The following is a 12,515-nucleotide window of genomic DNA, read 5'->3' on the forward strand; positions in this document are numbered from 1 at the left end:
GTGAGTTAAATTACCAGCCCTGTTATTTTCTCGTCCTTAGACATCAGAAACGCCAGGTGGCTGAAAGATTACCTGCGATCGAGTCATAGCCAGAACGAAACATTTCGCTTTCAACCCCGATGCCCAATTCGACATCAGCGTTGATTTTATAGCTCATACCTGCCTTAACGCCCAGAGCGTCACGGCCAGTCACCTGATTCCTGGAACTAAACCCTGTGCTTCGATAGTTGGCGAAAGAGGCGTGTTGCACTACGTTGCCATCAAGCAGTTCATGATCCCAGGTAAGCTGCAACTCAGCTGCTATCGACGCCCCTGAAGCGAGGGGGACATTCCAGTTACTATTCACCCCGATACTTGATCTCAGAGAATCGAAGGTCTGCGAACCCAGCATCAGTCGGCTGCCGTCATTGCCGCTTTCCTTCACGCCGGGACGATGTAATGTGGTGTAATTCAATGAAGTTACCGGTCCGGCGTTCACATTATTATTCAGCGCCCATCGATAGCCCCCGCCGGCCGTAACAGAGCCTGACAATCCGGTCCAGGTGGCATGGTGGCTTGCTCCGTAAGTTTCTACATGAATGTTTCTGTCCAGCCAGCTGTCTTCAATACCCAATCGGCCAGTGCCGAATAAATACATTCCTTCGGACCTTTCGGCGCCGTAACGAGCATGAATACCCAGATCGAAAGCAGTGGTTTTTCCGGTTGCGGTTTCCGGTGATTTCACCGTCACCGACTGGCCGCTGACCGCACCATGGAAGCCATAAATCCAGTTGAGATTCTGATCGTTTTGTTTTTCAGCACCGAATACAATGCCATAACTGCTGGCGTCATACCCTACACTGTCACCCTGACGCTGTTGCCAGAAGCCGCCGCCAAAGGGGATAGCAAAGCTGCGCCATTCGCCTGCCGCCAGTTGTTTCGGTATAGTCACAGGATTCGGCCCGCCAACGATCCGCGCTATCTGTTGTTCACGGTGAAGGGAACTTGCGAACATGGCGCTGTAGGCGCCCGCAGAAAGCTGCGGCAAGGCATTGCTGATACTCCTGCCATCAGTGGCGGAGAAATCCAGAGTACGGTACAGCGGTTGAATATCCGACTTGGCTTCTGCCACAATTTTATCCAGCGCTTGCCCTACCTGCCGCGCATTAGCGTCCTGCGCATACCGGCTGTATGCGTTTGAAGCGCGCAGCATTGAGAGCTGCCAGCCGTTCTTTCCCTGAGGCGTGGTTTGCAGCGTTAGCGTGGGTGAGCGGAGCACGCTGTTCACGGCACTGAAATTGCCGCCGGAAGAGTCTGTTTTTAGCAAATCTTGCGTATTCAGACGCCAGTTTGTGGCGTACCAGTCCGGCTGCGGCGCAAACGTCAGTTGACCGTCAAATTGTGCGTGACCGTTCACTCGCAGAGTATCATGCCTGCCGTGCCCGTCGACTTCCAACAACAACTGTCCGGTATCACCCTGTTGATAAGCACCGGATAGAGTGATTTGCCCAAGGGAATTACCCGGCGCAAGGATCCCGTTATTTACAAAGCGGCCTTCCTCATTAAGCGTGTAGCTGGCGTTGCCGGACAGGCTGGCACCTGGCGCGATAGTCATGCTGTAAATCTGAAAATCGCCATTAAGCGAGGTTTTCCCTCCGTGCGCGTCCAGTGCCAGATTATTGATACCTTCAATGTTTCCGCGGTAAGTAAAGCTGAAATCAGCATCAGCTGCGTCCGTCGCTTGGCCATACGCATTGGCCTTCCGACCGAAGGTAAGCTGTGTTAACCGCTGTTGGCCATCGTCATCCCGCTGGGCGTAGTCCGAATAAATATCACCTTCCAGCCGGGCACCCGTTAATATATTTATATTACCGACCAGCGCGTTCGGTGAAATATAAATCGCCGCGCCTTTACCGGCGACCCGTCCGCTGATGTCGGCATTATCTACCAGCGCTCCCTGCAACTCGGGTAATAACGCATCGTAATAGCCGTCCACGATATGAAGCCAGGATCCACGGTAATCCACGTCGTTACCCAGGAGGTTATTGCCAAAATCAAAACTGATAGCGACGCCACGGGCTCCCAGTGCCTGAACGTCGCCACGTTGAATAAGATTGTGCTGTTTACCGTAGGCAAACATTACCCCACGGCCATTTTCGCCATCGGCATATACCCGTACTCCGGGTTCAATGCTCAGGGTGTTATTTTGCCCATCTATACGGATGCCCGCGCCGCCACTCCCTGATGTCATCAGGTCCGCTTGTTGAAAGATATGGTTATTACTGCCATACACATGCAGGCCAACCCCCAGATTAGCGGTATTATATTGCCCCGCCAGATAGCCATCCGCCTGCTGATTACGCAGAAAATATCCATTGCGGTTAATGAGAGTTTGCCCGTTGCCATACAGCGAAAAACCGAAAAAGTTACGACGGTCAATCTGATATCCCATATCTTGCAGCAATGCCAGTTCCGCTTCCATAAACGTTGTGTAATTGCGGTAGTTCTGATGGCTCATCATGCTGTTTTTCAGCTCGATATGGCTCATGTAGTTATCATCGACGGAACCGTCGTCTGCTAACATTTTCACCGGTACGCCAGCCATGGCGCCTGCAAGTACTTCATCCACGTGCCTGCCGGTGAAATAGCCTTTATCGAGCCGTACATCAAAGCCTTGTGGATCCCAGGTGTTATTGCATCCATTACACAATATTACCTGCCCTGGTCGGGCAGGATTGCCACGGTCATCACGCAGATGGCTGGTCCAGGAGCCAAAAGGCACGGTATCAAAAGCGGGCGTGAATGTCCCACTGCCTTGCAGATCGGTAACCATATTGGATATTCCCAGGCCATGGGCCAGCTCGTGAACAGCGACGCTGACCAGATCGGCCTTTCCAGTGCGCGGCAGCTGCGCAGGCACATAGGGAACGTTATCAAAATCCAGTTTGCCCATGATGAACTGGGCATGGGAGCCAAAGGTCAGCTCTCCGGTATCAATGCCGTTCAATGCTCCCTGCAACTGCGTCAGACTCATGATGCCGTCGGTAACTGAATCGCTGGAACCTGCGGCATTCTCATCGTTAAACGTCCCCACATTGATAATGGCGGGCAGTTGCCCTGGGCTGGGGGTAATAACCTCAGCCCAGTAACGCATGGCATCAAGTATTTTTTCTTTTTGCTGCTGGCCAAGATCCCAGGTTGACTCAGACGCATTCGGCCAGTCCGGCATAAAGGGGCCGTCGCCAACATTAAAGAAACGCACTTCAAATACCGCAATATTGTGTGGGTTATAGACCAGATAGCTTTCGCCTGCATACAGGTTATTACTGACAAATAAACCCGTTAATGCAGCCGTCATAAAAACCCTTTTCATATTAATCATCCTTGTCTAAAAAAGTATTGCTTACGTTCCTCAATATAAATTCACACCTGAGTTCAATAAAGCATAAACGAATATAATAATTATCGATGTGGCTTGATAATTTAGAATAACGAGTGACCTTGCCCTGTGATAGCCTCGTTTTTCAGGATTTTATAAACGGTGGAGCGGGCGATACCGGATCGCAATGAACAGGAATGTACCGACATATGCAGGGGAATTAACGGATAGGGTCTGGTGCCGTGGTATAATCGACATAAGCGTGAGGCTTTACGTTACTCCACGGCACCAAAAACGATCGGACGGCTTATCAATTAAAGCCAGCGAGAGCGTTTAAGTCGTAGCCACAGTAATACACAGGCGCCCAGCGTGACAGCGATCGTAGCCGGATAGCCATAGAGCGTCTTCAGTTCCGGCATATTGTCGAAGTTCATACCATACATGCTGAAGACTACCGTCGGGATCACGAGTATGGCACCCCAACCGGCCAGTTTCTTCACTACTTCGTTTTGCTGCACTGAAACCAGTGCCAGGTTAACGTGCATCGCGCTGCTAAGCAGTTCACGCATGTCATTTACATCCGTGACTACATGGCTTGCGTGATCCTGAATATCTCTGAAATACGCCCTGAGGGGTTTTGGAATAAGTTCTTCATGAATGCGGATAAGCTCGGTACAAATTTCTTCTACTGGCTGAGCGGCGTTGCGAAGCCCGAGCAGATTACGGCGGAGGGAATACACGTCCTGAATAGCTTCACGGTCAAATTCACTGTGAAAAAGTGTCGCTTCTATATCACCAATTTTTGTGTTGAGGCGCGCAGTCAGCTCTGCATAACTGTCTACAATAAAATCCAGAATACAGTAAAGCGGATACGCCGGACCGTACGAAAGCATGTCCGGGGCGTCAGCAGCACGGGCGCGTATAGGCGCATAGCTCTCTGAAGCACCGTGGCGCACCGTAACAAGAAAGTTTCGCCCCACAAATAAATGCGTTTCGCCAAACTCAATGTTGTCACCCTGTCCACTGACGGTCTTTACAACGATAAATGCCGAGCTACCATAACGCTCTATCTTAGGCCGCTGATGCGCGTTAAGCGCATCCTCAACGGCCAGATCGTGCAGACCGAACTCCTCCTGGACTTTATACATAAACGCCGGTTCAGGCTGCCAAAGCCCCAGCCAGATAAACGCATCGGTATCCTGGATGATTTCGCTGATATCCTCGATATCCACGGTTTCGGCAGGGCGGCCTGAACGGTAGACCATACAGTTAACAATCATTTTTTTTGGCTATCCCTTAAGCATGTTTCTAAGAAGCTTAACTCTTTCCGTTAAATTCCCAAATGGGGATGGCTTCTAGTGTCCCCAAATCAGAGCCATGCCTTCGCTTTCAGGCCGAACGTTCTTAAAACCGAACTTTTCATATAACGCGGGAACATCGGCTATCAGGGTAATATAGGCACCGGCGGGCACATGCTGTTCAAACCATAACATTAAATTTTGCATGATTTCTCGTCCCAAACCTTTTCCCTGATGCTCCGGGTCAACAGCAATATCAACGATCTCGAAGTTCAGGGCACCATCACCAACAATACGTCCCATCCCTACAGCATTTCCGGCACACACAATGTGTACTCCATAACAGCTTGCAGGAAGTGCGCGTTTTGCCAATTCAAGTGGTCGGGGAGTTAATCCGGCGATGATGCGTAAACGGCAAAAATCTTCTGGAAGAGGTACTGTTTCAATTACTTCATAGTTTGATTGCATAATTTAACCTAAGCAGTAGCAGGGATAATTGAAATTAACACAAGTCATGCGTTAATAAAGTCTGCCAATCGGAATAATGACAACATATCGCGACTGATGCTCCGCTTCTCCCTCATAGCGGACCTTCAGTATGAGCCTGCCCACTTTGTGCCAGCCGCGGAAAACACCCTGCAAATAATCAGAAGGTCATGTTGCCGCGTCGTTCAACCCGGGCACTGACTCTCCAGCCATTGACCGACGACGGGCCATAATTTCTCCGCACATCGCGTACGAAAAAATCCCATATGCCCAATGGACGAAAGGCCAAACTCTGCGTGCCGTATTTCGCAGCGTTCGATTTTTGCTTGCTGCACTGGCTCCATCAGCCGCGCAATAGCTTCACGGTTAGCCCAGGGGACGTCATCAAATCCCATCACCAGCACGGGTAGCGTGATCTCACTTGCCCGTTGGCGTGCATTCCAGTCTGGATCATCGTAGAAATAACCTGGCATTGCGCTCCAGCGCCCCCATTGAAGCATGACTGGCGCCGGTAAATCTTCGCCCAATCCCAGGCGCCTGGCAGGCATGTAGCCGAAGATACGGCACAGAACCGGAGCCAGAACACGCAATAAGCACCAGACACGCACCTTTTCTGTCGTTTGTTTTATGGAGTTCGTCACTCCGGCATGTGAAGCCACCATGACCGCAGCTTGCAGGGCGTGGGTGGCGGCTGAAAGCAGAACCGCATGCCCGCCTACACTGTGTCCTACCGCCAACAGGCTAAGCCCTGGAAAATGTGCTTTAGCCCAGGCGGTTATGCATCCGACGTCCTGGTCGATCCAGTCAGACATAGACACGCGGTAAGTCCGAACCCGCCCGGACTTAGAAAGGCCCGTGCCGCGATAATCGTAGGTAAGAACGTTGAATCCTCTGTTAAAAAGATACTCTGCGAATCCCTTATAAAACGCCTGCACAACCGCGGTTGCCGGATGAAGGAGAACCATCGCTTTGGCATCGCTTCTTTCCCATAGTGTGGCTGCCAGAAATCCGCCTTCATTGACGGGTATTATGACTGAATGCATTCGTAGAGCCTTATTTGTGTGGTCATACCAGTTATGCCTGAATTAAATCTAGCCTTTACTATCCCATCTGGCGATTTTTTTGTTTTGCCACCACCATCCGCCCCTCGCTCAAAGCAGACAATAAACCTCGCCCGTGCGTTTTTCGCGAAACACGACGCTTTATGAACTCAGCGTGGGGAAGGGCACGCGTCGGATAAACGTCCCTTAAAAAAATCCTCTTCTATACTCAGTAACGTTTAGTGAAATATGCCGCCGTTCTTCACGCCGCATTGTTTTAATAGCGATTGCACGCGCGAACAGCAGGGGCATATATCCACGAAAACGCCTTACGTTGGTCCATTTTGCATTTTTTAGAGGGGGATCCCTGGTATGTTGCATTCTCAATCTTCGCGCGTCGGCAGTATTTTGCTGCTGCTGGCCGCGATAATAGGCTTCGCGGTGGCGCTATACGCCTGGTGGACGCCGCTCACCGGCGTCACAGGCACCATTGGCGCACTGGGCGTGGCCATTGCCAGCGCGGTGCTGGCGATACTGACCTTTATGTTACGTGCGGCATCGGGGCGCGGGGCGCGTGTTTTCATGATGATTATCACCCTGGTCGTGTTAGTGGGTATTGGTTTTGCCGCCGCGCTGCTGCACCAGTACATCATAACGGCAGCCATGGTGGTCGGCCTGATCGGTCTGATTATGCTGAGCAGCAATTCCGCCCGTTACAAACATTCCGTCCGAACCTGAGGAGCCGCCCGTGCATAACGATAAGCATTATCCCTTCATAAAAGTCGGCATGACGGCGCTGGCGCTGCTGGTCGCTCCGTTCGCGCTTCAGGCGCAGGATAAAGCCGCTGAGGCCTCTCAGGGGACCCAGGACTCGCTCAACATTGATGCCGCCGATCAGCAGGCACCCGGGACCACAAAAACCACAGACGATGCCTCAACCGGCAACGGTGGCGGGCAAAAAGTCGCCTCGGCGAACCAGCCAGCGACGCCGCTGGTGCCCGGCACCGCCACCTGGGACAGCTTCCATGGGCAGCTTAACGCGCAGAAATACAGCCCATTAACACAGATCACGGCGGATAACGTCGGTAAATTAACGAAAGTGTGGGAGTTCCATACCGGCGACGTCTCGGATGGCAAAGGCGATACGCCGGCGACCGTATGGTCCGCAACGCCCATTTTCGCTAACGACACGCTCTATATCGGCACCCCTTTCGATCGCCTGATTGCGCTGGATCCGGGCACGGGTAAAGAGAAGTGGCACTATGACACCAAATCGTCGCGCAAGGCGCTGACCCAGCCGGTGCTTAAAAACCGCGGCGTTTCCTACTGGCAGGCAAAACAACCGGTGAACGGTCAGGCATGCCAGAAAATCGTCTATATGGGCACCGTTGACGGCAAGCTCTTTGCGCTGGACGCCGATTCAGGCAAACCGTGCAGCGACTTTGCGGACAACGGCGTGCTGGATCTGAACCAGTGGAACACCGTTAACGCCAAGTATCCGCTCTCTGTCCTGCAACCGCCAACCGTCGTCGGCAACCATCTGCTGGTAGGCTGGGCCGGGAAAGACTGGGCCTATGCCGAAGCGCCTCCTGGTACCGTATTTTCATTCAACGCCCAGACCGGCGAGCGTGAATGGACCTTTGACGCGATCCCGGAAGAGATCCGCAAGCGTACCGGTACGGCCAACGTCTGGACGCACATGTCTGCCGATGAGGCCAACGGCCTGGTCTATCTCCCGGTCTCGTCTCCGTCTCCCAACTACTGGGGCGGCAACCGCGTCGACGCTATTCCGCTTGGCACCTCCACCACTGCGCTGGACATCAACACCGGTAAAGTGGTCTGGTCTCGCCAGTGGGTACACCACGACGTCTGGGACTACGACATCAACTCCGCGCCAACGCTGATGGATATCACCGTAGACGGCAAACAGATCCCGGCGCTGGTTCAGGCCACCAAGCAGGGCTTCCTGTTTGTGGTTAACCGCCTGACGGGAGAGGACGTATGGCCTATCGAAGAGCGTCCGGTTCCGCAGGGCGATGGTTCGGTGCAGGGCGAAGTGCTCTCGCCTACACAGCCGTTCCCGACCAAACCTGCGCCGCTGCTCGACCAGTCGAAAAAGCCGGAAATCTGGAAGCTGGCGGATATCGTCGGTGGCGGCCAGTGTTCCCGCCTGTGGGATAACCTGACCTATGAGGGAATGTACACCCCGCCGACCACCAAAGGCGAAGGCACGCTCACCTATCCCGATAGCGCCGGCGGCGTGCAGTGGGGCGGGGTGGCGTTCGATCCGCAAAAACAGATCGCCATCGTCAATACTTCGCATATCGTCCAGTACGTGAAGCTTTACAGCCGTGAAGATTACGATAACGCAGACAAAGACTCCGGCAACGAAAGCGGTTTTGCCCCACAGGAAGGCGCTCCGTACGGCATGCGTCTGCTGGTGGCGAGCAACTGGCTGGGCATGCCGTGCTGGAAGCCGCCGTTTGGCGAAATCGTGGCGCTGGATATGCACACGGGCGATGTGAAATGGCGTCGTCCGGTTGGCGCCTCCCAGCAGTATGGCTTCTTCATGCCGGAAAGCTGGGGTTCGCCTACCATTGGTGGCCCGGCCGTGACGGCGGGCGGCGTGATCTTCATCGGTGCCTCTATGGATGCCAAAGTGCGCGCCTACTCGGTGGAAACCGGTGAAGAGCTGTGGTCCGATCAGGGAGAAGCCCCGGCGGTAGCGAACCCGTCCGTCTATGAGTATAAAGGCCGCCAGTACGTGGCCTTCGTGGCGGGCGGAAACACGATCCTGAAGGACCAGGTAGGAGACCAGGTAGTGGTTTACGCGCTGCCTGAATAGTGTTGCCCGGGAAGGGGGAAATAAAGTGGGGCCTGCGGGCCCCACTTTATTTTGCCTCTGCCGTTTTACCGGCGCGCTTATTTATCGGCTGATGCCCCGGCGCGCGTGGACATCTGCTCTGCGGACTTCAGGTGCTGCTCAACGACCGGAGTGTGCTCGTTGGCCAGGGCCTTCACATCCGGATCGCTGATTTTACTGGCGTCGCTCTGTAGCTTCGACAGCACGTTCTGGTGGTCTTTCACACCGGCGTATTCCATATACATCTTGTCAAAGGCGTCACCGCGCTGGTTTTCCAGCCTCGACGTCAGGGCCTTATGCGCGGCGTCGGGCTCGGTCGGCAGCTCTACGCCCTTTTTCTGGGCCACGGCCTGGACTTTGGTCAGGGCGGCGCCGTGATCGTCGACCATTTTCTGGGCGAATGTTTTCACGTCGCTGGTTTGAGCCTTGTCGAGGGCGAGCCTGGCGGCGGCAACTTCGTTGATATTTGCCTGCGCCATGTCCTTCAACGCATTTTCGTCGCCGGCGCTGAGTTTGGCGTCTGATTGAGCCTGGCCCGCAGCGCTAGTCTGCGCGGCGCCTGTCGTCTGAGCGTGTACGCCAACGGTGCTGAACATTGCTGCAACTGCTGATACGGCTAGCAGCCTTTTCAGGGTTTTACTTGTGTGCATATTGTTCTCCTGATGGTCATGGTACAGGTGAGTTTGAGTTGCTTTATGCGCAACCGGGCAGATAAGTGATAACTACCCCGGTCAGTATAGTAGATGAACCTGCTGCGCCCGCAGTTTACGCGTCAGCGATGGCCGGTAATCATGATCAATGGCGCGCTTCTTATTGCTCAATCCATCTACAAAATTGATACGGATCATTTACATATTTGGTGCTAATGTTAAATATATAGATTCATCAACAGGAGGAATGATATGAAAAAAGCACTATTAGGGACTGTATTGGCTTTAACGGTAGCAAGCTTTGGCGCATCTGCGGCAGATATGATTTCCAAGGATGAAGCGCACCACTTCAAACTGGAATATCTGGGTAACGTATCTGTAGGGGCTTCTGGTGGACAAATTTCTTCACCTTCAGATCTTCATGAAAAACTCTCAAAACTGGCAGACGAGAAGGGCGGGAAATACTACGTCATCATTGCTGCTCGTGAGCATGGCCCGAACTTCCAGGCCGTAGCGGAAGTTTTCAAATAATCTTCACGATTAAAGAGAACCGGGCATAGCGCCCGGTTTTTTATGGATAATCAACGTCTTTATGAGCGAATAAATGCCAGAATATCGGTGTTTATGGTATCGGCATGCGTGGTATGCATCCCGTGCGGGAAGCCTGGATAAATTTTAAGTTCGCTGTTTGCGAGCAGCTTGTCCTGTAGAAGGGCAGCATTTTTATACGGTACGACCTGATCGTCATCACCCTGCAACACAAGGACAGGAACCGTGATGGCTTTGAGATCGTCCGTCTGGTCGGTCTCTGAAAACGCCTTAATACCTTCATAGTGGGCTTTGGCGCTACCTATCATACCCTGACGCCACCAGTTCTGGATCGTGCCCTGCGAAACGTCTGCTCCGTCCCGGTTAAATCCATAGAACGGACCGCTGGCGACGTCGAGGTAAAACTGGGCGCGGTTAGCTGCCAGCGCCTGGCGGAAGCCGTCGAACACCTCAATGGGCGTTCCGCCGGGGTTAGCGTCGGTTTTGACCATCAGCGGTGGAACGGCGCTAACCAGTACCGCTTTGGCCACTCGCCCCTGAGGCTGACCGTACTTCGCAACGTATCTGGCGACCTGGCCTCCGCCGGTGGAGTGGCCGACGTGCACGGCATTACGCAGATCGAGGCTTTCAACCACGGCCGATGCGTCGGAGGCATAATGATCCATATCGTGACCTTCACTCACCTGATCGGAACGACCATGACCGCGACGGTCGATGGCGATGACGCGGAAGCCTTCGGCAAGGAAAAAGAGCATCTGGTTATCCCAGTCATCGGCGCTCAGCGGCCAGCCGTGATGGAAAACAATAGGCTGCGCCTCTTTCGGACCCCAGTCTTTGTAATAAATACTGACACCATCTTTCGTTGTTACGAATGCCATATTTCAGACTCCTCTGCTAATGGCAAAAATGTGTGAAGGCTAAGTAAATAGCCCAGCATTTAAGAACGTAATAAAATTGACTTATATTAATCTTATTACCGATATATCCGCTTAAAGTGTAGAAGGGTTCCTGAAAACAGTTATAGGTTTATTTTATAGGGTCATTATTTATTTCAAACGAAATAGCCCCTATACACGTCGGAGCACTGTTATTTTTCCGATGGGCTTATTATTGGCCGGGCAGAGGTCACTGCCGCCCGGCCTGAAGGTCTTAAACGATCGCGTTAGGGCACGGTTCGCCCTTATCAAGCTGCTGTAAATTGCCCAGCGTGGTTTCCGAAATGCTGATCAGCGCTTCGGCGGTCAGAAACGCCTGGTGTCCGGTAAACAACACGTTGTGGCAGGCCGACAGGCGACGGAATACGTCGTCCTGGATCACGTCGTTAGATTTATCCTCAAAGAACAGATCGCGTTCGTTCTCATACACGTCCATACCCAACGCGCCGATTTTTTGCGTTTTCAACGCTTCGATAGCGGCCTGAGAGTCGATCAGTCCGCCGCGGCTGGTGTTAATGATCATCACGCCGTCTTTCATCTGGTCGAACGCCGACTGGTTAAGCAGGTGATAGTTTTCAGGCGTCAGCGGGCAGTGCAGGGAGATGACGTCCGACTGGGAGAAAAGGGTTTTCAGATCGACATACTCCACCCCCAACTCCAGCGCAGCGGCGCTTGGGTACGGATCGAACGCCAGCAGGCGCATGCCGAAACCTTTCAGGATGCGAAGGGCGGCTACGCCGATTTTGCCGGTACCGATCACGCCAGCGGTTTTACCGTACATGGTAAAGCCGGTCAGCCCTTCCAGAGAGAAGTTAGCATCACGGGTACGCTGATAGGCGCGGTGAATACGACGGTTGAGCGACATCATCATGCCGACGGCGTGCTCTGCCACCGCTTCCGGAGAATAGGCCGGGACGCGCACGACCTTCAGGCCCAGCTCTTTGGCGGCATCAAGATCGACGTTGTTAAAGCCCGCACAGCGCAGGGCTATGTATTTCACGCCCTGTTTTTTCAACTCTTCCAGCACCGGTCGGCTACCATCATCGTTAACGAAGATACATACGCCTTCGCAGCCGTGGGCGGTTTTAGCCGTCTTTTCAGTCAGCAGAAAGTCGAAAAATTCAAGATCGAAACCGTACGTCTCGTTAACATGTTGCAGATACTTTTTGTCGTATTGCTTTGTGCTATATACCGCGAGTTTCATAAGACTTTCTCCAGTGATTTTGGAACCACGTTAGCATGTTTAAAATTATCTTACAATTTTTCAAAATTCATTGAAATCAATAAGTTCTATGAATTATTGTAGAGCATCTACTCTTAAAAATGGCATAACCTT

General features: G+C 52.9%; 10 protein-coding genes. 3 read left to right on the forward strand and 7 right to left on the reverse strand.

Going from position 1 to position 12,515, the window contains the following annotated elements; all coding sequences use genetic code 11:
• Positions 1-43 precede the first annotated feature (43 nt).
• The 4 genes from DBR02_RS20590 to DBR02_RS20605 form a co-directional block, all read right to left on the reverse strand.
• A complete protein-coding gene (locus DBR02_RS20590; RefSeq protein ID WP_173937201.1) occupies positions 44-3,352 on the reverse strand; it encodes an autotransporter outer membrane beta-barrel domain-containing protein in 3,309 nt (1,102 codons plus the stop codon).
• Between the two features lie 320 nt (positions 3,353-3,672).
• Complete coding sequence (locus tag DBR02_RS20595) at positions 3,673-4,638, reverse strand: magnesium and cobalt transport protein CorA (protein ID WP_107535277.1); 966 nt, start codon at positions 4,636-4,638, stop codon at positions 3,673-3,675.
• 75 nt (positions 4,639-4,713) lie between these two features.
• Complete coding sequence (locus DBR02_RS20600; protein ID WP_107535278.1) at positions 4,714-5,124, reverse strand: GNAT family N-acetyltransferase; 411 nt, start codon at positions 5,122-5,124, stop codon at positions 4,714-4,716.
• Positions 5,125-5,327: 203 nt separating this feature from the next.
• On the reverse strand, positions 5,328-6,185 hold the full coding sequence (locus DBR02_RS20605; RefSeq protein ID WP_107535279.1) for an alpha/beta hydrolase family protein: 858 nt from the start codon (positions 6,183-6,185) through the stop codon (positions 5,328-5,330).
• Positions 6,186-6,554: 369 nt separating this feature from the next.
• Between DBR02_RS20605 and DBR02_RS20610 the strand changes: the two genes are divergently transcribed.
• Together DBR02_RS20610 and DBR02_RS20615 are read left to right on the forward strand one after the other, a co-directional pair.
• On the forward strand, positions 6,555-6,920 hold the full coding sequence (locus DBR02_RS20610) for a hypothetical protein (protein ID WP_063866809.1): 366 nt from the start codon (positions 6,555-6,557) through the stop codon (positions 6,918-6,920).
• A gap of 10 nt (positions 6,921-6,930) precedes the next feature.
• Positions 6,931-9,027: a pyrroloquinoline quinone-dependent dehydrogenase gene (locus tag DBR02_RS20615; RefSeq protein WP_107535280.1), complete on the forward strand. Its 2,097-nt coding sequence runs from the start codon at positions 6,931-6,933 to the stop codon at positions 9,025-9,027.
• Between the two features lie 77 nt (positions 9,028-9,104).
• On the opposite strand, the gene DBR02_RS20620 is transcribed toward DBR02_RS20615, so the two are convergent.
• Positions 9,105-9,695: a DUF4142 domain-containing protein gene (locus DBR02_RS20620; protein WP_102750664.1), complete on the reverse strand. Its 591-nt coding sequence runs from the start codon at positions 9,693-9,695 to the stop codon at positions 9,105-9,107.
• A 252-nt stretch (positions 9,696-9,947) separates the two neighbouring features.
• On the opposite strand from DBR02_RS20620, the gene DBR02_RS20625 reads away from it, so the two are divergent.
• Complete coding sequence (locus DBR02_RS20625; RefSeq protein ID WP_063451437.1) at positions 9,948-10,226, forward strand: DUF1471 domain-containing protein; 279 nt, start codon at positions 9,948-9,950, stop codon at positions 10,224-10,226.
• Positions 10,227-10,285: 59 nt separating this feature from the next.
• Here DBR02_RS20625 and DBR02_RS20630 read toward each other — a convergent pair whose 3' ends face one another.
• Positions 10,286-11,122, reverse strand: coding sequence for an alpha/beta fold hydrolase (locus tag DBR02_RS20630; RefSeq protein WP_107535281.1), 837 nt, complete (start codon positions 11,120-11,122; stop codon positions 10,286-10,288).
• A gap of 271 nt (positions 11,123-11,393) precedes the next feature.
• Positions 11,394-12,383: a 2-hydroxyacid dehydrogenase gene (locus tag DBR02_RS20635; protein WP_063866805.1), complete on the reverse strand. Its 990-nt coding sequence runs from the start codon at positions 12,381-12,383 to the stop codon at positions 11,394-11,396.
• Positions 12,384-12,515: the final 132 nt, after the last annotated feature.

Source organism: Enterobacter cloacae complex sp., from assembly GCF_900322725.1.
Lineage (GTDB): Bacteria > Pseudomonadota > Gammaproteobacteria > Enterobacterales > Enterobacteriaceae > Enterobacter > Enterobacter quasihormaechei.